This window comes from Caballeronia pedi, from assembly GCF_001544915.2.
Taxonomy (GTDB): domain Bacteria; phylum Pseudomonadota; class Gammaproteobacteria; order Burkholderiales; family Burkholderiaceae; genus Caballeronia; species Caballeronia pedi.
In genome coordinates this window covers 236,514-257,328 of the sequence record NZ_FCOE02000006.1, presented here as the reverse complement: position 1 = coordinate 257,328, position 20,815 = coordinate 236,514, and the positions used below count along the sequence as shown (strand labels likewise).

19 protein-coding genes are annotated in these 20,815 nt (G+C 63.7%); 14 read left to right on the top strand and 5 right to left on the bottom strand.

The window, feature by feature from the left end:
- Positions 1 to 4: 4 nt before the first annotated feature.
- On the bottom strand, positions 5 to 979 hold the full coding sequence (locus AWB80_RS12180) for a GGDEF domain-containing protein (protein ID WP_061174899.1): 975 nt from the start codon (positions 977 to 979) through the stop codon (positions 5 to 7).
- Between the two features lie 288 nt (positions 980 to 1,267).
- On the opposite strand from AWB80_RS12180, the gene AWB80_RS12175 reads away from it, so the two are divergent.
- The 7 genes from AWB80_RS12175 (at position 1,268) to AWB80_RS12150 (ending at position 6,145) form a co-directional block, all read left to right on the top strand.
- Positions 1,268 to 2,362 carry a calcium:cation antiporter gene (locus AWB80_RS12175; RefSeq protein WP_061174898.1) on the top strand — a complete coding sequence of 365 codons (1,095 nt, stop codon included), beginning with the start codon at positions 1,268 to 1,270 and terminating at the stop codon, positions 2,360 to 2,362.
- Positions 2,363 to 2,477: 115 nt separating this feature from the next.
- Positions 2,478 to 3,266 (top strand): ABC transporter substrate-binding protein, encoded by a 789-nt coding sequence (locus tag AWB80_RS12170; RefSeq protein ID WP_061174897.1) that lies wholly within the window; start codon positions 2,478 to 2,480, stop codon positions 3,264 to 3,266.
- Positions 3,267 to 3,341: 75 nt separating this feature from the next.
- A complete protein-coding gene (locus tag AWB80_RS12165; RefSeq protein ID WP_061174979.1) occupies positions 3,342 to 4,466 on the top strand; it encodes a succinylglutamate desuccinylase/aspartoacylase family protein in 1,125 nt (374 codons plus the stop codon).
- Positions 4,467 to 4,524: 58 nt separating this feature from the next.
- Entirely contained in the window at positions 4,525 to 4,992 is a 468-nt protein-coding gene (locus AWB80_RS12160; protein WP_061174896.1) for an RbsD/FucU family protein, read from the top strand.
- A 107-nt stretch (positions 4,993 to 5,099) separates the two neighbouring features.
- Positions 5,100 to 5,249 carry a hypothetical protein gene (locus AWB80_RS43935; protein WP_160147434.1) on the top strand — a complete coding sequence of 50 codons (150 nt, stop codon included), beginning with the start codon at positions 5,100 to 5,102 and terminating at the stop codon, positions 5,247 to 5,249.
- 142 nt (positions 5,250 to 5,391) lie between these two features.
- Positions 5,392 to 5,715 (top strand): ArsR/SmtB family transcription factor, encoded by a 324-nt coding sequence (locus tag AWB80_RS12155; protein WP_061174978.1) that lies wholly within the window; start codon positions 5,392 to 5,394, stop codon positions 5,713 to 5,715.
- Complete coding sequence (locus AWB80_RS12150) at positions 5,708 to 6,145, top strand: SRPBCC family protein (RefSeq protein WP_061174895.1); 438 nt, start codon at positions 5,708 to 5,710, stop codon at positions 6,143 to 6,145. The genes AWB80_RS12155 and AWB80_RS12150 overlap by 8 nt, the downstream gene beginning before the upstream one ends.
- Positions 6,146 to 6,217: 72 nt before the next feature.
- On the opposite strand, the gene AWB80_RS12145 is transcribed toward AWB80_RS12150, so the two are convergent.
- The 4 genes from AWB80_RS12145 to AWB80_RS12130 form a co-directional block, all read right to left on the bottom strand.
- Entirely contained in the window at positions 6,218 to 7,624 is a 1,407-nt protein-coding gene (locus tag AWB80_RS12145; RefSeq protein WP_096031977.1) for an NCS2 family permease, read from the bottom strand.
- 333 nt (positions 7,625 to 7,957) lie between these two features.
- Positions 7,958 to 9,625 carry a gamma-glutamyltransferase gene (gene ggt / locus AWB80_RS12140; protein WP_425266848.1) on the bottom strand — a complete coding sequence of 556 codons (1,668 nt, stop codon included), beginning with the start codon at positions 9,623 to 9,625 and terminating at the stop codon, positions 7,958 to 7,960.
- A gap of 139 nt (positions 9,626 to 9,764) precedes the next feature.
- Positions 9,765 to 10,526, bottom strand: a complete 762-nt coding sequence (locus AWB80_RS12135; RefSeq protein WP_061174893.1) for an SDR family NAD(P)-dependent oxidoreductase — start codon at positions 10,524 to 10,526, stop codon at positions 9,765 to 9,767.
- 49 nt (positions 10,527 to 10,575) lie between these two features.
- A complete protein-coding gene (locus tag AWB80_RS12130) occupies positions 10,576 to 11,517 on the bottom strand; it encodes a LysR substrate-binding domain-containing protein (protein WP_061174892.1) in 942 nt (313 codons plus the stop codon).
- Between the two features lie 424 nt (positions 11,518 to 11,941).
- Between AWB80_RS12130 and AWB80_RS12125 the strand changes: the two genes are divergently transcribed.
- The 7 genes from AWB80_RS12125 (at position 11,942) to oxlT (ending at position 20,692) form a co-directional block, all read left to right on the top strand.
- A complete protein-coding gene (locus AWB80_RS12125) occupies positions 11,942 to 13,579 on the top strand; it encodes a peptide ABC transporter substrate-binding protein (protein ID WP_061174891.1) in 1,638 nt (545 codons plus the stop codon).
- A 39-nt stretch (positions 13,580 to 13,618) separates the two neighbouring features.
- Positions 13,619 to 14,539: an oligopeptide ABC transporter permease OppB gene (oppB, locus tag AWB80_RS12120; protein ID WP_061174890.1), complete on the top strand. Its 921-nt coding sequence runs from the start codon at positions 13,619 to 13,621 to the stop codon at positions 14,537 to 14,539.
- Between the two features lie 11 nt (positions 14,540 to 14,550).
- Positions 14,551 to 15,441, top strand: a complete 891-nt coding sequence (locus AWB80_RS12115; RefSeq protein WP_061174889.1) for an ABC transporter permease — start codon at positions 14,551 to 14,553, stop codon at positions 15,439 to 15,441.
- A 3-nt stretch (positions 15,442 to 15,444) separates the two neighbouring features.
- Entirely contained in the window at positions 15,445 to 16,431 is a 987-nt protein-coding gene (locus AWB80_RS12110) for an ABC transporter ATP-binding protein (protein ID WP_061174888.1), read from the top strand.
- Positions 16,424 to 17,407, top strand: coding sequence for a murein tripeptide/oligopeptide ABC transporter ATP binding protein OppF (gene oppF / locus AWB80_RS12105; RefSeq protein ID WP_061174887.1), 984 nt, complete (start codon positions 16,424 to 16,426; stop codon positions 17,405 to 17,407). The genes AWB80_RS12110 and oppF overlap by 8 nt, the downstream gene beginning before the upstream one ends.
- A 221-nt stretch (positions 17,408 to 17,628) precedes the next feature.
- Positions 17,629 to 19,029: an OprD family outer membrane porin gene (locus tag AWB80_RS12100; RefSeq protein ID WP_061174976.1), complete on the top strand. Its 1,401-nt coding sequence runs from the start codon at positions 17,629 to 17,631 to the stop codon at positions 19,027 to 19,029.
- Between the two features lie 346 nt (positions 19,030 to 19,375).
- Entirely contained in the window at positions 19,376 to 20,692 is a 1,317-nt protein-coding gene (gene oxlT, locus AWB80_RS12095) for an oxalate/formate MFS antiporter (protein ID WP_087131215.1), read from the top strand.
- Positions 20,693 to 20,815: the final 123 nt, after the last annotated feature.

Below are 20,815 nucleotides of genomic sequence, written 5' to 3'. Positions count from 1 at the left end.
CACTTCAGCGCTCCTGGCCGTTCTTGCGGGCGGCCTTGTGCGCGTACATTTTGCTGTCGCTCGACGCGAGCAGGTCGATGACCGACGCGTGCCGTTCCGCTTCGAAGCGCGTCTGCCCGACGCTGAAGCGAATCCGATAGCCACGCGACGTTTCCGCGTCGCGCGCCGCCAGCGCGTCGCGCAAGCGGTCGAGTGCGTGGCGCGCGTCGTCGTCGCCGGCGTCGGTCAAAAGCGCGACGAACTCGTCGCCGCCCAGCCGCCCGATCACATCGCTTTCACGCAGCGATTCGCGCAACGCGGTCGCGAAGATCGTCAGCGCGCGGTCGCCTTCGGCGTGGCCGAACGTATCGTTGATGCGCTTGAAATCGTCGAGATCGAAAAACAGCAGCGACGCGTCGCGGCCCATGCGCTTGCAGACATTCAACGCGTGCTGCGCGAGCGCCTCGAAACCGCGCCGGTTGGCGATCAGCGTCAGTTCGTCGACGGTCGCGAGTTCGATCGCCGTGATCTCCTGTTCGACGATATGCGCGAGGTCGCGCAGCAATCCGCATTGCTCCGTGTCGAGTTCGCGCGGACGCGTGTCGATCAGGCACAGCGTGCCGAGCCGCGTGCCATTGGGAATCGACAGCGGCTGGCCCGCGTAGAAACGGATGCCCGGACCGCCCGTGACGAGCGGATTGTCGTGAAAGCGCGTGTCGGTGCGGGCGTCGGGGATCATGAAGACGTCGTCGTGCATGATCGCGTGTCCGCAAAACGAGATATCGCGCGATGTCTCCTGCGCGTCGAGGCCCGCGCACGACTTGAACCACTGCCGGTTTTCGTCGATGAGGCTCACGAGCGCGATCGGCACATCGAACAGGCGCCGCGCGAGGCGCGTCAGGCGATCGAAGCGCTCTTCCGGCGGCGTGTCGAGGATTCTGAGGGTTCGCAGCGTGGCGAGGCGGGTGGGTTCGCTCTCGGGTATCGGTGCGACGAGCATGTGTCTCCGGTTCCTGGGCGTGGCCATCGAAAGCGCTATTCTCCGACAATTGCGCGATAGATTCACCCGCTGACGTTCTCGCACGGCTTCGAACGCGCGGCCGGCCGCGTTTTCGCTATCATGCCGATGGGCTGCGGCCTTATTGCGGCGGTTTGCGGCCGTTTGTCGCGGCAAACTCTTCGCACGCCCGGCGTTCGAGCGGGTCCGACGCATTCGGCGCGCTTTGCAGACCTGCGGCCACCTCGCATGAGCCGACGATCCCCTTCACCCGATCCGCCCGGAGCGCCGATGAAATTCAAGCTGGACTGGACCCTTCTAACCCCGATCCTCGCGCTCGTCGTGCTCGGCGCGACCGCGACGTTCCAGAGCACCGCGCTGATCGTGCTCGCGGCCGTCGCGCTCGCGTTCGCTGTGTTCGCGGCCGTGCATCATGCCGAAGTGGTCGCGCATCGCGTCGGCGAGCCGTTCGGCACGCTGGTGCTGGCGATCGCGGTCACGGTGATCGAGGTCGCGCTGATCGTCTCGGTGATGCTCTCCGGCGGACCCGATAAAGCCGGCCTGCCGCGCGACACCGTGTTCGCCGCGATCATGATCTGCTGCGGCGCGATCGTCGGCTTGTGTCTGCTCGTCGGCGGCTTGCGGCATCACGTGCAGGACTTTCAGCTGCAAGGTGCGAGCGCCGCGCTCGCGATGCTCTGCGCGCTGTCCGTGCTCACGCTCGTGTTGCCGAACTTCACGAGCACGGTCGTCGGTCCCGGGCTGTCTACCTCGCAGTTGATTTTCGTCGGCGTGATCTCGCTCGTGCTGTATGTGACCTTCGTGTTCGTGCAGACGATCCGCCATCGCGATTATTTCCTGCCCTTCACGCCGCCGGTCGTGGCGGGCGCACTGGACGAAGACGAGGCGCCGCATGCGCCGCCGCCGAGCAACGGCGAAGCGTGGCTCGCGCTCGGCTTCCTGATGTTGTCGCTCGTGGCGGTGGTCGGGCTCGCCAAGCTCCTGTCGCCGGCGGTGGAGGCGGGCGTCGCGGCGGCGGGCGCGCCGGAAGCGGTCGTCGGTATCGTGATCGCGGCGCTCGTGCTGCTGCCCGAAGGGCTCGCGGCACTGCGCGCGGCGCGCCTGAACCGCCTCCAGACGAGCCTGAATCTCGCGCTCGGCTCGGCGCTCGCGAGCATCGGCCTGACGATTCCGACGGTCGCGGTCGTATCGATCGTCATCGGCCAGCCGATCTCGCTCGGGCTCGCGCCCAAGGAAATCGTCATGCTGGCGCTCACGCTGCTCGTGTCCGTCATCACGCTCGGCACCGGGCGCTCGACGGTGCTGCAAGGCGTCGTGCATCTCGTGATTTTTGCGGCTTTCCTGTTTCTTTCGGTCGTGCCTTGATCGGCGTCGTGCGGCGAACCGTGTGGTTTTGTTACCATTCCCGGTTTTTCGCGCGACGGTTCACATGCCGTCGCGCGACGTTTCGCCGTCTCATCGAAAGTCACGAAGGAAAAGCATGTCATTCAAGAAGTCCGCGTCGCTGGCGTTGCTGGCCGCGCTCACCGCTGTTTCGTTTTCCGCGCAAGCCAAAGAGATCACGCAAATCCGCTTTGCAGTCGATCCGTCCTATCCTCCGTTCGAATCCAAGCAGGCCGATGGCAAGCTCGCCGGCTTCGATATCGATCTCGGCAATGCGCTGTGCGCGCAGATGAAGGTCAAGTGCGTGTGGGTCGAAAACAATTTCGACGGCATGATTCCCGGCCTGAAGGCGCGCAAGTTCGACGCCGTGCTGTCCGACATGGGCATCACCGAAGAGCGCCTGAAGCAGATCGATTTCACCGATCCGCTCTACGATACTCACGCGCAGCTCGTCGCGCGCGCCGGTTCGGGCATCCTGCCGACGCCGCAGGCGTTGAAGGGCAAGCGCGTCGGCGTGGAGCAGGGCACGGTGCAGGAGCGTTTCGCGAAAGTGAAGTGGGAGCCGCAGGGCGTGACGGTCGTGCCTTACGGCGATCAGGAACAGGTCGAGGCCGATCTCGTCGCGGGCCGCATCGACGCGATGTTCACCGACGCCGCGCAAGCCGCCATCGGCTTTCTGAAGAAGCCGCAGGGCAAGCCGTTCGCGCTCGTCGGTCCGATCGTCGAGGATCGCGCGATCATCGGTCCGGGCACGGCCATCGGCCTGCGCAAGGGCGACGCCGATCTGAAGAACGGCCTGAACAGCGCGTTTGCCGAGATCAGGAAGAACGGCACGTTCAAGCGCATCATGGCGAAGTACTTCGAGACGGACATCTCGATCCAGTAAGCGTTTTTTCCGACGCATTCGACCGGAAAGGCATCGCGCGCGATGCCTTTTCTTTTCGATGAGAGATTTTCGAAGATGCAGGTTCATCATCATCGGCTCGTCGGCGCGGCGCTCGGCACTCAGCGCGCGATCACGAGTTACGGCTTCGGTCCGCAAGACGGCGAGCTATCGCGCAAGGTGTACATCCAGGCGTCGCTGCATGCGGACGAATTGCCCGGCATGGTCGTCGCGTGGTATCTGAAGCGGCGCTTCGCCGAGCTGGAAGCGGAAGGGCGGCTGACCGCGCGCGTCGTGCTCGTGCCGGTCGCGAATCCGGCGGGGCTGAATCAACACTGGTTCGGCGCGCAGATGGGCCGCTTCGAACTGCGCTCGGGGCAGGACTTCAACCGGCGCTTTCCCGAGTTCGGGCCCGCACTGGCGCTCGATCTGAAGCATCGCCTGACGGGCGACGCAGCGCACAACGCGCGGCTCGTTCGCGCCGCGCTGCGTGGACATCTGTCGGCGCTGCGGGCGGCGTCCGAGCTCGAATCGCAGCGCATCGAACTGATGAAGCTCGCCTGCGATGCCGATCTCGTCATCGACCTGCATTGCGACTGGGAAGCTGTCGCGCATCTTTATACGACGCCCGACGCGTGGCCCACGATCGAGCCGCTCGCGCGCCATCTCGGCTGCGCGGCGCAATTGCTCGCGGATGTGTCCGGCGGCGAGCCGTTCGACGAGGCGTGCGCGTCGGCGTGGCGCTATCTGCGCGGCGCGTTCGGCGATCGTTTTCCGATTCCGATGGGCACCACGCCGGTTACGCTCGAACTGCGCGGTGTGCGCGACGTGTCGCATGACCTGGCGGCGCGCGATGCGCAGGCGATCGTCGACTATCTGACGCAGATCGGCATGATCGCGGGCGAGGCGCCGGAGCCGCCGCCGCTGCGTCATCCCGCGACGCCGCTCGCCGGATGCGAGTACGTGCACGCGCCGATATCGGGCGTGATTCTGCATCGGCGGGAGATTGGCGAGACGGTGCGCGCGGACGACATCATCGCCGAAGTGCTCGATCCGCTCGATGACCGGCTCGTGCCGCTCGTCGCGCAAACCGAAGGCGTGCTGTACGCGCGGCACTGGACGCGCTTCGCGACGGCGGGAATGCTGGTCGCGCGCATCGCAGGCCGCGACGCGGCACGCACGGGCGACCTGCTCGTGCCCTAGCCGTGCCGCGCGGTTACCATAGGTTCGGCCGGTTTCACGTCATGGAGAACAAGAAAACATGCTGAAGAACATCGATCCGCTGCTCAACGCCGACATCCTGCACGCCCTCTGCGCGATGGGCCACGGCGACGAAGTCGTGATCTGCGACGCCAACTTTCCCGCCGATTCCGTCGCGCGCCAGACGGTGCTTGGGCGTGTGCTGCGTCTCGACGGCGTCGATGCGCCGCGCGCGGTGCAGGCAGTGCTGTCGGTGTTGCCGCTCGATACGTTCGTCGATCATCCCGCCGAGCGCATGGAAGTCGTCGGCGACGCCGCCGCGCTGCCCGCCGTGCAGCGCGAAGCACAACGCGAAGTCGACGCCGCTGAAGGCCGCGCGGTGCCGTTTGCGTCGATCGAACGTTTCGCGTTCTATGAGCGCGCGAAGCAGGCGTATTGCGTGATCGCAACCGGTGAATCGCGCGGCTACGGCTGCTTCATCTTCAAGAAAGGCGTGCAACTCGCGCCGGACGCGCCGCGGCAAAATTGACCGGCCAACCTAGGGAATACCCTGTTGCATTTTTGAGAAGTTGTTGCAATGCAGCGTAAAAAGCGTATAGTCAGGGTTATCCCCTAGCTACTTACCCTGAGGCGCACATGAAAACCACCGCTCAACAATCCCTGCTCGTTTCGTTCGGTTCCTGGCTGCGCGCTTCGAAGGCTGCGGTGCGTCGCGAGTGGAACCGTGCGCTGCAACTGCATCTGCAGAACTGCGAGATTCTCGTCGAATCGTATCGCCGCAAGTAAGCAGCGCGCGACGCAAACCCGGTCAAGGGCATCAAGCAACGCCCCGGAAGCGAAAGGCTTCCGGGGCGTTGTCGTTTATACGCTGTCCGTTTCAATGATCGAAGCCGCTTGACATGCAACCATATGGTTGCATAATGCGTTCATGGATGACGATTCGGTATTTCGCGCACTCGCGGACGCGAGCCGCAGGCAACTGCTCGACCGGCTGCACGCGGAGAACGGTCAGACGCTCGGCGATCTGTGCGACGGCCTTCGCATGACGCGCCAGGCCGTGTCGAAGCATCTCGCGATACTCGAGGCCGCGAATCTCGTGTCGACACAGCGCCACGGGCGCGAGAAGCGTCATTTCCTCAATCCGGTGCCGATCCACGAGATTGCGCAACGCTGGATCAGCAAGTTCGAGCGTCCGCGCCTGGACGCTTTGTCCGACCTGAAACGCACGCTTGAAGGAGACGATCATGAGTAGCGACACGTTCGTGTATGTCACTTACATCCGCACGACGCCGGAAAAGCTATGGGAAGCGCTGACGACACCGGAATTCGTCCGGAAATACTGGTTCGGTATGCACCAGGAATCCGACTGGCAGGCCGGCTCGTCATGGAAGATGCTGTTTTCCGATGGACGCGTCGCGGATGCCGGCGAGGTGCTCGAAGCCGAGCCGGGCAGGCGCCTCGTGCTGAAGTGGCGCAACGAATTTCGCGAGGATCTGAAAGACGCGGGGTATTCGCGCTGCACCTACGAACTGGAGCAGCAGGGCGAAGCGGTGAAACTCACCGTCACGCATGTGAGCGAGAGCAAACCGTTCATCGAGGCCGTGTCGGGCGGCTGGCCGAAGATTCTGTCGAATCTCAAGTCGTTGCTGGAGACGGGCGCTGTCGCGCTGACGTCGAAGTAGCCGCGCAATGAAAACGGCGCGCTGTCCTTTCGGGCAGCGCGCCGTTTGCGTTTCAAGCGATGCAGCCGTCGATCAGATCGCCCAGCCGCCGAGGTAGAACACCGCCAGCACGACCGCGATCACCACCGTGCCGACATTCAGCTTGCGCCATTCACCCGCGACGATCCGGCCGATCACAAGCGTCGTGAAGCCGAGCATGATGCCCGTCACGATGTTCGCCGACAGCACGATATACACCGCGCAGACGAGACCGGACATGGTGTCGACGGTGTCGTCGAAGTGCAGCTTGCTGACGTTGCCGAGCATCAGCAGGCCGACGTACATCAGCGCCGGAGCGGTCGCGTAGGACGGCACGAGTGCGGCGAGCGGCGAGAGGAACATCACCGCGAGGAACAACACGCCGACGACCGTCGCCGCCAGACCCGTCTTCGCACCCGCCGCCACGCCCACCGACGATTCGATGTAGGCCGCCGCCGGCGCGCCGCCGAAGCAGGCCGAGAAGATCGAGCTGAGCGAATCGGCGGTCAGCGCGCGGCCGCCGTTGACGATGCGCCCGTTCTTGTCGATCTGGCCTGCCTGGCCGGCCACGGCGCGGATCGTGCCGGTCGCGTCGAACACGGCGGTCATCACGAGAGCGAGCACGCTCGGCAATACGGCCATCGAGAGCGCGCCCTTGATGTCCATCGCGCCGATCAGCGACGCATGACCCGGCGCCGACAGTGCGGGCCACGCGAACACGCCGTGATAACGCACCGACGGATCGAACATCAGGCCGATCACCGACAGGCCGATCACCACCAGCAGGATGCCGCCCGGCACGCGCCGGCGCTCCAGACCGAAGATCGCCGCGAGGCCGAGCACCGACATCAGCACCGGAAAGGCCGTGATGTGCCCGAGCGAGACCGGCATGCCGGGCGCGGGATTCTTGATGATCAGGCCGACATCGTTCGACGCGATCAGCAACAGGAACAGCCCGATGCCGATGCCCGTGCCGTGCGCGACGCCGGTCGGCAGATTGCGCAGGATCCACGAGCGCACGCCGGTGACGGAAATCGCCGTGAACACGACGCCCATCAGGAACACCGCGCCGAGCGCGATGGCGGGCGTGAGGCCCTTGCCGAGCACGAGCCCGAACGCCGTGAAGGCGGTCAGCGAAATAGCGCAGCCGATCGCGATCGGCAGACGCGCCCAGACGCCCATCAGCAGCGAGCCGAACGCGGTCGTGAGACACACGGCGACGAACACCGCGCTGGTGTCGAAGCCCGCCTTGCCGAGCATGCCCGGCACGACGAAGACGGAATAGACCATCGCGAGGAACGTCGTGACGCCCGCGACGACTTCGACCTTCTGGGTGCTGCCGGTTTTGGAAATGCCGAAGTAGCGATCGAGAAAACCGCTGTTTCCGGACGGAACGTTGTCCTCTCGTTCTGTGGGGGTGATGTCGATATCGCCAAGCTGCTGGGCGGAGGATTCCAACATGACTGCTCCTTTATCAGCACGCTGAAACGAAACTCCGTGCGCCGCGCATCAGCACGTCGGGCACTGCGGGTCCGTCGTCAGGGTCGTCTCGTATGTAGTTCTGGATGGTGCCGAGTGACGGGCGTTAGCGGCTGCACTCGGTCAGGACAGAGACTAGGGGAACAGAACGCGGGGTCCAATCCCATGAAAAACATGCCGGTCATGCCGAGGGGCTTATATGGGGCGAGTCCCGCGCGGGGCGGGGCTCTCGCGAGACCGGAAGAAGGCCGGACTAGGGCAAACGCCTAGTCCGGCCAAGGGCGCGATTTTACGCGATTGGCGTTGTGCGCCGCATCATTGAATCACGCGCGACACGCCGCGTCCGCGCGGGTCGGACATCGGTTCGGGCTTGTCGCCGTCGATGCGGATCGCCTGGATGTCGCCGTTGAAACCCTGCATCGTGAACTTGTAGCCCTTCGCTTCGAGTTGCTTCACGACCTCGGGGTCGAGCTGATGATACGGCTCCTGATAGATCGTGTTCGGCGGCAGCAGTTGATGATGGAAGCGCGTCGCGCCCACGGCTTCGGCGAGCGGCATCTCGAAGTCGTACACGTTCGTGATGACCTGGAAGATCGACGTGAAGATGCGCGAGCCGCCCGGCGTGCCGATCACCATCGCGACCTTGTCGTCCTTCGTGAGGATGGTCGGCGTCATCGACGAAAGCGGGCGCTTTTTCGGCGCGATGGAGTTCGCATCGCTGCCGACGACGCCGAACATGTTCGGCACGCCCGGCTTCGACGCGAAGTCGTCCATCTCGTCGTTGAGCACGACGCCGGTGCCGTCCGCGATCACGCCCGCGCCGAAGTAACCGTTGATCGTGTACGTGTTCGAGACCGCGTTGCCCCACTTGTCGACGACGGAGTAATGCGTCGTTTCCGCCTTCTCGGGCATCGACGTGCCGAGACCCGGCTGCACGCTCTTGGTGTCCGAAGGCTCGTCCGGATTGACTTCCTGCGCGCGCTTCAGGATGTAGTCGTCGTTGATGAGCTGCGCGACCGGCACCTTGTAGAAGTCGGGATCGCCGAGATACTGCGCGCGATCCGCGAACACGCGCTTCTCGATTTCCGCGACGAGGTGGATGTACTGCGCGGAATCGAGCGGCACGTTCTGGAACTTGTCCTTGATATCCGCCTTCATCTTCAGCAACTGCACGAGGCCGATGCCGCCCGAGCTCGGCGGCGGCGCGGTGATCACGCGGTAGCCGTTCCAGCTCGCGGTGATCGGCTGACGCCACACGGCCTTGTAGTCCTTCAGGTCGCGCTTGGTGATGAGGCCGTGACCTTCCATCGACTTCGCGATCAGATCGGCGGTCTCGCCTTCGTAAAAGCCTTTCGAGCCCTTGTCGGCGATGCGTTGCAGCGTCTTCGCGAGATCGGGCTGCTTGAAGACTTCGCCCGCCTTCATGCCACCGAAATACAGATCGAAGTTGGTCTTGCCGGCGAAGTCCTTCGAGGCGTCGTCGCGGCGCTTGACCAGTTGATCGTCGACGACGAAGCCGTCCTGCGCGTACTTGATGGCCGGTGCGAGCACCTGCTTCCACTTGAGCTTGCCGAAGCGCTTCTGCGCTTCCCACATGCCGTCGACGGTGCCGGGCACGCCCACCGCGCGATGCCCGAACAGGCTCATGCCCTTGATGACCTCGCCCTTGTCGTCGAGATACATGTTGCGCGTGGCGGCGAGCGGCGCGCGCTCGCGGTAGTCCAGAAAGTACGGACGATGATCGACGTAGAGCGTCATGAAGCCGCCGCCGCCGATATTGCCCGCTTCGGGATAGGTGACGGCGAGCGTGAAGGCGATCGCGACGGCCGCATCGACCGCATTGCCGCCGAGCTTGAAGATCTGCTCGGCGGTATCGGCGGCGTATTTGTCGGCCACCGCGACGGCCGACGCGGTGAGGACCTGCGGCTGGCTGTCGGCGGTTTTCGCGTAGGCCGGCGCGGTCTCGACGAATCCCGCCGTCATGAGCGCCGACGCGACGAAGGCGCCGAGCGCGAGGGAGCGGAAGCGCGGTTTCTGGTTCACGGACATCTCCTGCGTTCTCCTGTGTTATCTGCGACGAAAGACCAGACGTTTATATACCATGCGGCACGCCGCGCAAGAATCACGGCATCAGCTGACCGCCGTTCACGTCGATGATCTGTCCCGTCACATAGCGCGACATCGCTTCGGACGCGAGATAGAGAAACGCGCCGCTGCAGTCGTCGGGCTCGCCGATAAAGCCCATCGGAATCGACTTGCGGAACGACTCCAGTTGTTCCGGCGAGGTGAAACGCTCCTGAAACGGCGTCTGGATCACGCCGGGCGCGACCGCGTTCACGCGGATGCGATCGGGCATCAGCTCCTTCGCCATGCCCTTGGTGATCGTGCTGACGAAGCCCTTCGAGGCCGCGTAAAGCAGCGCGCCCGGGCCGCCGCCGTTGCGCGCCGCAACAGACGTCACGTTGATGATCGAGCCGCCGCCGCCCTCGCGCAGCGACGGCAGCGCCGCGCGCGTGAACGCGACGACCGAGCGCGCGTTGATGTGCATGATCTCGTCGAAGAGTTCGTCGCTCACGGAGGCGATCGGCTCGCGCTTCACGAGGCTGCCCGCGTTGTTGATGAGCACGTCGATCTTGCCGAAGCTGTCGACCACCTGCGCGACGGCGGCGTCGATCGCCTTCGAATCGCGCACGTCCGCGCCGACCGTGATCGCCGTGACGCCGAGCGCCCGCACGTCCTTCGCGACTTCTTCGGCTTTGTCTTTCGAGCTGTTGTAGTGCACCGCGACATTCGCGCCGTACTGCGCGAACGCGCGCGCCGCCGCCGCGCCGATGCCGGTGCTCGCGCCCGTGATGAGGATCGATTTGCCTTTCAGATCGTGCATGAGTGCTCCGTGTGGATGAGGATTGGCAACAAGCGAGAGTATGGGCGTGTCAGTCCGCGGCGAGAAGAACCTCTTCCGGGGCGTCCCCCGGGGCGTCAAACGAATAATGCTCGACGATTCGCTTCACCGAATCCCGGAACGACGCGACGAGATCCGAACGGATGCCGCTGCTCGGATACGACAGCACGTATTCATACTCGATGTCGGTCTCGAACGGCCGCACGACCACGCCGTGGGGGCGCCAGACCTTCGCTGCGAACGGCTCGACGATCGAGATGCCGAGCCCGCCCGCGACCATCGCGTAGCGCGTGTGGGCCGTGTCGGTGAAGACGGTGTAGCGCGGCCGGTCTTCCGTCGATGAAATCAGCGATTGCTCGGCCTCGTAGGGCTGGCGCGAATTGGGCAGCCAGCCGATGAGCTTTTCGCCGCGCAAGTCGGCCGGACGCACGATTTTCTTTTTTGCGAGCCGGTGCGTCGCGGGCATCGCGCACGACGCGGGCGCCTTCAGCAGCGTCTCCACCTCGATGCCCGCGACTGCCGGGAACGCGAGGCTCAGCGCGATATCGGCCTTGTGGTTCTGCAGGTTCACGAGCACCTCGGGCACCTTCACCGAATCGACCCTGATCGGCACGCCGGGGTGGCGCTCGGTGAAGTCGGCGAGCACGGGCGGCAGGAGCGTCGTCGCGAGCACGGGCATGCATGCGACGGTGAGGCCATCGGAGGCTTCCTCGCGGATCATGTCGGCGACCTGCTTCAGACGTTCCAGCCCGAGGAAATTCTCCTCGACGGACTTGTAGAAGCGCAGCCCGGCGGTCGTCGGATTGAGGCGGCCGCCGATGCGCGAAAACAGGCTGAAACCGAGATCGGCTTCGAGATCGGCGATCAGACGGCTGATCGCGGGTTGCGTCACGTGGAGTTTTTTTGCTGCGCCGACACTGGTGCCGGTCATGATGAGGCTGCGAAAAGCCTCGATCTGGCGAAAACGGATCATCTTGCGCAAAGTCGAAAAAGGCGACGCAATCTTATAGGAAACAAGCACTTGGTGCCGCAACCCTGTGCGCCTGCCAGGCGCTCACAAGTGCGTCTAACCAACAAATTGAACGAGTATTCGAAAAATTTAGTGTCTATAAGCACATGTGAGTGGCATCCGTCTTATTGATGCGAAATACTCGCCGCCAGCCTGAAGCGCGAAAGAAAGCGTCTGCGTAAGAAAACCTGCGTCGGACGCGCGTCCCGCGTGTGCGTGACCGCAGCGCACCGACAGAAATCAGAAAGCTTTTCGTTAGCTTTGCTAATTTCGAGCGCGGTTTGTTTATCCCGATCGAGATAAACAGCCGAGGCACGAAGACCGCGAACGTCCGCAAGGACAACGAAAAGTTACAAGCGTTAAACGAGACTAGGAAGGAGGATCCCCCATGACAATTTTTGCCATTCCCCACGCATCGATCCAACGCACGAAGCTCGCCGCCGCAGCGGCGCTGCTCTCGCTGTCCGCATTGCACGCGACGGCCGCCATCGTGCCGTCCGGCGTCACGCTTGCCGCGAAGCAGGAACTCGTGCGCAACAACGGCTCCGAGGTCGAGACGCTCGATCCTGCGCTGGTCGAAACCGTCGTGGCGGCCAACGTCGCGCGTGACCTGTTCGAGAGCCTGACCGCCACCGATTCGGACGGAAAAGTGGTGCCGGGTGTCGCGGACAAGTGGGAGCAGAAGGACTCGACGACCTGGATCTTCCACTTGCGCAAGAGCGCCCGCTGGTCCAATGGCGACGCCGTCACCGCAAACGATTTCGTCTACGGCAGCCAGCGCTTCGTCGACCCGAAAACGGCGTCGTCGTATGCGAGCGTGTTTGGTCCGTTCCTGCAAAACGGCGCGGATATCGTCGCGGGCAAGAAGCCGGCGAGCGCGCTCGGCATGCGCGCCATCGACGCGAACACGATCGAAGTCAAAACTGACGGTCTCGTGCCGTTCCTGCCCGAACTGATGTCGAATCCGAATTTCGGCCCCGTTCATCGCGCGACGGTAGAAAAATTTGGCAAGGAGTGGACGAAGCCGGGCAACCTCGTCAGCAACGGCGCGTTTCAGCTCAAGGACTGGCAGGTCAACAGCAAGCTCGTGCTGACGAAGAACGCGAACTACTGGGACAAGACGAACGTTCAGTTGACGCAGGTCACCTATCTGCCGGTCGAGGACGAAAACACCGACGTCAAGCTGTTCCAGTCCGGCGAAAACGACATGACGTATCAGTTGCCGACAGGCACGTACGCGAAGTACAGCCAGCAATTCCCGAAGGACATCCGCAACTCGCTGATTCTCGGCACGCGCTATTACAGCTTCAACAATCGCGATCCGCTGCTGAAGGACGTGCGCGTGCGCAAGGCGCTCTCGATGGTCATCGACCGCGATCTGCTCGCGCAGCGCGTGACCGCCGACGGCCAGACGCCGCTGTACGGACTGCTGCCGAAGGGCGTAAGCGGCGCGGACGTATCGAACTACGAATGGTCGACGTGGCCGATGGCGAAGCGCATCGAAGAAGCGAAAAAGCTGCTGGAACAGGCGGGCGTGAAGCCGGGCACGCAGCTGCGTTTCGCGATGAACACGAGCGACTACAACAAGAAGATGGCGATCTTCGTCGCGTCGGAATGGAAGACCAAGCTCGGCCTCACGATGGAAATCGAGTCGATGGAGTTCAAGGTGCTGCTGAAGAAGCGTCATAGCGGCGACTATCAGATCGCGCGCAACGGCTGGGTGGCCGACTACAACGACGCGACGACCTTCCTCACACTCGTGCAATGCAAGTCGGAGCAGAACGACAACTTCAACTGCAGCCCGAAGGCCGACGCGCTCATCAAGGAAGCGGCCGGAACGACGGATCTCGCGAAGCGCACGCAGTTGCAGACCCAGGCGGCAAAGATCGTGATGGACGACTATCCGATGCTGCCGCTGCTGCAATACGGCTTGCCGCGTCTCGTGAAGAGCTATGTCGGCGGCTACTCGCTGAAGAACCCGATGGATCACTACAGCAGCAAGGACCTCTACATCGTCAAGCACTGACATCATCGGTTTCACTGACATTAGCGAAGGGGAACGCTCATGTGGTCCTACACGTTGCGGCGCGTGCTGCTCACGCTGCCCACACTTCTGATCGTCGTGACGATCTGCTACCTGCTGCTGCACGCGACGCCGGGCGGTCCGTTCGACGGCGAGCGCAAGGTGTCCGCGGAAGTGCTCGCGAACCTGCAGGCGAAGTATCACCTCGACGAGCCGTTGTGGAAGCAGTACCTGCTCTATCTCAACGGCCTTCTGCACGGCGATCTCGGCGCGTCGTTCCGTTATGCCGACTGGAGCGTGAACGACCTCGTGCTGCGCGCGCTGCCGGTGTCGCTCACGATCGGCGGCGTGTCGATGCTGCTCGCCATCGTGACCGGCGTCGCGCTCGGCTGCACGGCGGCCCTGCGCCGTAACAGCATCGCGGACTACGCGCTCATGCTCGTCAGCAACGCGGGCAATGCGTTTCCGTCGTTCGTGCTCGGACCGGTGCTGATTCTCGTCTTCGCGATCCTGCTGAAGTGGCTGCCCGCAGGCGGCTGGAACGACTTCCAGTCGCGCTACATGGCGCTGCCCATCGCGCTGCTCGCGATGATCAACGTCGCGACGGTTGGCCGCGTAACGCGCGCGAGCCTGATCGAGGTGCTGAACACGAACTACATCCGCACCGCGCGCGCCAAGGGCTTGCCGATGCGCACCATCGTGCTGCGCCACGCGCTCAAGCCGACGCTGATTCCGGTCGTCTCGGTGATCGGGCCGCTCGCCATTTCGTCGATCACGGCGGCGGTCGTCACGGAATCGGTGTTCTCGCTGCCGGGAATCGGCAAGCTGATCGTGAACGGCGCGGCCAATCGCGATTACACGCTCGTGCTCGGCCTCGTCGTGCTGGTGACGGTGGTCGCCGTGCTGCTCAATCTGCTGGTCGACGTTGCGTACGCATGGCTCGATCCGAAAATCCGCTACTGAGAGGGCGCGCGATGAAATCTGCTTCTCTTGCACCCATGCTCGAAAAGGCGGTCGCGGGCCGCAGCCCGTGGCAGGACGCGCGCGCGCGTTTCCTGCGCAACAAGGCCGCCGTCGTGAGCGCAGCCTTGCTCGTGGTGATCACGCTAGCGTGCATCATCGGGCCGTGGCTCCTGCCGAACGCGTTCGATTCCACCGACTGGAACGCGACCAGCACGCCGCCCACGCTCGACAACTGGCACCTCTTCGGCACCGACGACACCGGCCGCGATCTGCTGGTGCGCTGTCTGATCGGCGGACGCGTGTCGCTGATGATCGGCGCGCTCGCCACGCTCACGTCGGTCACGCTCGGCATCGTGTGGGGCGCGATCGCGGGCTTCGTCGGTGGGCGCGTCGATAACGCGATGATGCGCATCGTCGACATGATGTACGCCATTCCGTATCTGCTCATCGCGATCCTGATGGTGACGCTGCTCGGCCGCGAGTTCTATCTCGTCGTCATCACCATCACGATCTTCTCGTGGATGGACATGGCGCGCGTCGTGCGCGGCCAGACGCTCTCGATCCGCTCGAAGGAGTATGTCGAGGCGGCGCGCGCGATCGGCGTGCCGACGCGGCGCATCATCGCGCGGCACGTGGTGCCGAATCTGCTCGGCATCGTCGCGATCTACACGACCGTGACCGTGCCCGGCGTCATTCTCACGGAATCGGTGCTGTCGTTTCTCGGTCTCGGCGTGCAGGAACCGATGACGAGCTGGGGCGTGCTGATTCAGGACGGGGTCGGCGTGATGGAATCCGCGCCGTGGATTCTGCTGTTCCCGGCGGCGTTGTTGTCCATCACGCTTTACTGCATCAACTTTGTCGGCGACGGGCTGCGCGACGCGCTCGATCCGAAGGACAGGTGAGCCATGCCGCTACTCGAAGTCAATGACCTGCAGGTCGAATTCAGGACGCACGACGCCGCCGTGCGCGCGGTGAACGGCGTCAACTTCACGCTGGAAGAGGGCGAGACGCTCGGCATCGTCGGCGAATCGGGATCGGGCAAGAGCCAGAGCGTGCTCGCGATGCTGGGGCTGCTCGCATCGAACGGGCGCGCGCGCGGCCGCGCGATGTATCGCGGCGAGAATCTGATCGGCCTGTCGGATCGCGCGATGAACCGCATTCGCGGCAATCGTCTCTCGATGATCTTCCAGGACCCGATGAGCTCGCTCAATCCGTATCTGACGATCGAGCGGCAAATGACCGAAGTGCTGGAGCTGCACAAGAACGTCACGCGCCGCGAAGCGAAGAAGCGCGCGATCTCGATGCTGGAAGCCGTGCGCATTCCGGAGGCGGCGCATCGCATCGGGCAGTATCCGCACGAGTTGTCGGGCGGCATGCGCCAGCGCGTGATGATCGCGATGGCCTTGCTGTGCGAGCCCGAAGTGCTCTTCGCCGACGAGCCGACCACCGCGCTCGACGTCACCGTGCAGGCGCAGATTCTGCAACTGCTGCGCAATTTGCAGCACGACTTCGGCACGTCGATCGTGCTGATCACGCACGATCTCGGCGTCGTCGCCGGGCTGTGCGAAAAGGTGATGGTGATGTACGGCGGCCGCGTGATGGAGCAGTGCGATGCGGCCACGCTGTTCGCGAAGCCCTCGCATCCGTACACCATCGGTCTTTTGCGCGCATTGCCGCGACTCGACCACGACGGCGGCGAGCTGACCGGCATCCCCGGCAATCCGCCGAACATGGCGCAGCCGCCGGCGGGCTGTCCGTTCCACGAACGCTGCGCGGACGCCAACGGCGAATGCGCCGTCGATGCGCCAGCGCTGAAGGCCGTCGAACCGGGCTGGCTTCGGGCCTGTCATCGTCCGGTTCATCAGATCACGAAGGAAACGAGCCATGTCTGACGCGACGATTCTTTCCGTGCGCGACATGCGCGTGCATTTTCAGGTGAAGCCGAAGAACCGCCTGCCGTGGGCGCCGCGCCGCACATTGAAGGCGGTCGACGGCGTGAGCTTCGATCTCAAGGCGGGCGAGACGCTCGGCGTCGTCGGCGAATCGGGCTGCGGCAAATCCACCTTGTCGCGCGCGATCCTGAACCTCATTCCTGCCACCGCCGGCGACATCGTATGGATGGGCGCGAAGCTGTCGGGCGCATCGACGCGCGAATGGCATCGCGTGCGCGGCGATGTGCAGATGATCTTTCAGGACCCGCTCGCGTCGCTCGATCCGCGCATGACGATCGGGCAGATCATCGCGGAGCCGCTCGTCGAGCATCGGCCGGGCATGAACAAGCGGGAAATCGATGAACGCGTGCGCGCGATGATGGCCAAGGTGGGCTTGCGCGAGCAGATGATCAACCGCTATCCGCACGAGTTCTCGGGCGGCCAGTGCCAGCGCATCGGCATTGCGCGCGCGCTGATCGTCGAGCCGAAGCTCGTCATCTGCGACGAGCCGGTATCCGCGCTCGATGTGTCGATCCAGGCGCAGATCGTCAATCTGCTCAAGTCGCTGCAGAAGGAGATGAAGCTGGCGCTCATCTTCATCGCGCACGATCTGGCCGTGGTGCGCCACATCTCCGATCGCGTGATGGTGATGTACCTCGGCCGCGTAATGGAGCTCGCGGACAAGCACGCGCTCTACGACACGCCGCGCCATCCGTACACGCGCGCGCTGCTGTCGGCGGTGCCGGTGCCCGATCCGGCGGTCGAGCGCGCGAAGACCGTGCAGATCCTGTCGGGCGATATTCCGAGCCCGATCGATCCGCCTTCGGGCTGCGTGTTCCATACGCGTTGTCCGATGGCGCAGGCGCGCTGCTCGCGCGAAGTGCCCGCGCTGCGCACGCTCGGGAGCGATTCGTCCGCGGCGTGCCTGTTTGCGTGAACGGCCTGCCGCGCTGATAAAAAACCCACGACACTCGAGGAAACGATTCCCCCGCAATAAATCACACTGACCCATGAGGCGGCCGCGCCGCCTCTGTTGCCCCGTTTGCCAATCCGCCTGTACACCTCGACGCTTCATTCGCGCCGCCGGGTGAGGCTTTTCGCAATCCTTAGTTTCGATCAAGCCGTTAGAAGTTGAATCAGAAAGTGGAGATTTTTTTCGTGAAAAAACAAAAACGTTCACTCGCGCTATCGATTTTGTTGTTCAGCGGTTTCATGGCTGCCGCAGTCACCGCGCAAGCCGATGAAACCGATGCCCAGCCGCCTTCGCGCCACACCGAGGCGCCGCCGGATTCGCCGCCCAATACCGAAGCGGACGCGCCGGTGAGCAGCCAGGCGAAATCGAAGGGCTTCGTCGAGGATTCGCATCTGAATATCCTCGCGCGTTCCTTCACCGAACATGACGAGTTCAAGGGCGCGGGCAAGAAGGACGCCTGGGTGCTCGGCGCGCAGGCGGTGTTCGAATCGGGCTATACGAAGGGGTTGATCGGGCTGGGCGGCGATGTATCGCTGTTCGGCGCGTTCAAGCTGAACGGCGGCAATGGCGCGGGCAATCGCGTGCACGTCGGCACGGACGGCGGCGGATCGAATCAGCTCGCGTGGGCGTATCCGGGCGTGTGGGACGTGAAGGCGCGCGTGTCGAATACGGTGCTCAAATACGGTCAGCAACTCTTCGACAACCCGTTCCTCGTGCCGCACGACAACCGCGCGCTGCCGCCGACCTATCGCGGCTTCTCGCTCGCGAGCGACGAGATCAAGAACCTGACGCTCAAGGCCGGCACGGTGGATGGCGTCATCGCGCGCGGCATGACGACTGTTACCGGTCTCACGACCGAATACGGCGGCACGCACGTCTCACGATTCACGTACTTCGGCGGCGACTGGACCCGCGGCGACGACACGGCGGTCACGCTCTACGGCAGCATCGCGAACGATGTGTGGCAGCAGTACTACCTGACGGCGACGCAGAGCATCGGCGATCCAAAGAGCATCCGCTGGACGGGCTCGCTGAACTACTACTACACGGGCGCGATCGGCGACAAGCGGCAGGGTTCGATCACCAACAACGCGTACTCGCTGGCGCTCGCCGGCACGCATGGCGCGCACACAGTGCAGTTCGCGTTCCAGCAGATCGTGAGCGATCAGACCTTCGACTACATGGGCCAGTCGGCGGGCGATTACCTCTCGAATTCACTCGATGTGGACTACAACCAGCCGCACGAAAAATCCGTGAGCCTGTCGTATTCGCTGAACATGAAGGACTACGGCGTACCGGGCCTGAAGTTCACGATGTGGGGTGCTTATGGCTGGGGCGCCGACGGCAGCACGATGGCCAACAGCGGCACCGCGCAGGCCGCCAACTACGTGATCAACGGCGAACCGCTCCATGGCACGCACTACGAAATCGGCGTGATTCCAAGCTATACGATCCCGGACGGCAAGTTCAAGAACACGTCTGTCAAGTTCTACTACATGCATCATCACAGCAACAGCGCGTACTATCCGGATGGCACGAGCAACGTGTATCGCCTGATGGTCAACGTGCCGGTCAACGTCTTCTAAAACCGCGAGAAGCACCGCAGCGTAAACCCTACAAAAATACCAGTTTACATTACGTTTAACTTTCATTTATAAAGAAGGTGCGTGTTGCGGATTGCCATGTCTCGCCACGCTCATCGCCCGGCAGGCCTGTCTCTGCCGGGCTTTTTTTTGTCTGCGCAAAGCAGGTGCACTGCAGCTTTCATGCGCTTACGCTGAAAGCTTTCATAAGTGAAAACCCCGTCATTTCTTTCGCTTGACTTACTTGATATATCACATACTGTGTATATGCGGCGCGACATGAAAACGCGTCGCAGGAGGCGCCGTTCGGCGTCCGAATACACAAGGCAAGCTTGCCAAGGAGACAGGCATGGGAATGAACCAGATGGGCCGCGAAGACAAGGTGTCGCGCCTGGCGTCGCCGTGGGTGCAGTTGGTTTTCGGCGTGATTTGCATGGCGATGATCGCCAACATGCAGTACGGCTGGACTCTTTTCGTCAATCCGATCGACGAGAAGTATCACTGGGGCCGCGCGGCCATTCAGGTGGCGTTCACGATCTTCGTCGTGACGGAAACCTGGCTCGTACCGGTGGAAGGCTATCTCGTCGACAAATACGGGCCCAGGCCCGTCGTGGTCGGCGGCGGGCTGCTATGCGCGATCGCGTGGGCGCTCAACTCGGTGGCGTCGTCGCTGCCGCTGCTGTACTTCGCGGCGGCGGTCGGCGGTGTCGGCGCGGGCGCGGTGTACGGCACGTGCGTCGGCAATGCGCTCAAGTGGTTCCCGGCGCGCCGCGGACTGGCCGCGGGCATCACGGCGGCGGGCTTCGGAATGGGCTCGGCGGCGACCGTCGTGCCGATCGCGCACATGATCAAGTCGAGCGGCTATGAAGCGACGTTCCTGTGGTTCGGTCTCGGCCAGGGGCTCGTCGTGTTCCTGCTCGGCATGGCGCTGTTTGCGCCGCCCGAGAAGATGATCGCGTCGGTGAAGAGCGCCGTCAAAACGGCGGTCTACAACGCGAGCCCGAAGCAGGTGCTGGCCTCGCCGATCTTCTGGGTCATGTACCTGATGTTCGTGATGATGGCCGCCGGCGGCCTGATGGCGACCGCGCAGCTCGGGCCGATCGCGAAGGACTTCGGCCTGCACGATTCGCCCGTGTCGCTGCTCGGTCTGACGCTCCCCGCGCTGACCTTCGCGCTGACCATCGATCGCGTGCTCAACGGGCTGACGCGGCCGTTCTTCGGCTGGGTATCGGACCGGATCGGGCGGGAGAACACGATGTTCATCGCGTTTGCGATCGAGGCGGTCGGCATCGTCATGCTGTCGAAGTATGGGCACAATCCGGTGGCTTTCGTGGTGCTGACCGGCATCGTGTTCTTCGCGTGGGGCGAGATCTACAGCCTCTTCCCGGCGACGTGCGGCGACACCTTCGGACCGAAGTTCGCTGCGACCAACGCGGGTCTGCTGTACACGGCGAAGGGTACGGCCGCGCTGCTGGTGCCGTTCTCGAGCGTCATCACGTCGATGACCGGAAGCTGGCACGCGGTGTTCATGCTGGCGGCGGGCATGGCGGCGATATCGGCGCTGCTCGCGCTCTTCGTGCTGAAGCCGATGCGCAATGCGCATTCGCAGAAGCATGCGCGTGCTGCATCGCTGGACATGTCGTCGTACTCGACCGTGAAGGAATGATGTTCAGGGCGTGATAGGGGCCTGGGCGGGCGACCCGGCGTGTCGCCCGTTTCTAGTTATCGAGCTCGCGCTTTCCGCATGCGGATGCGCGTTTTATCGTGCCGCCGGCAGGTGGTCTCCTCG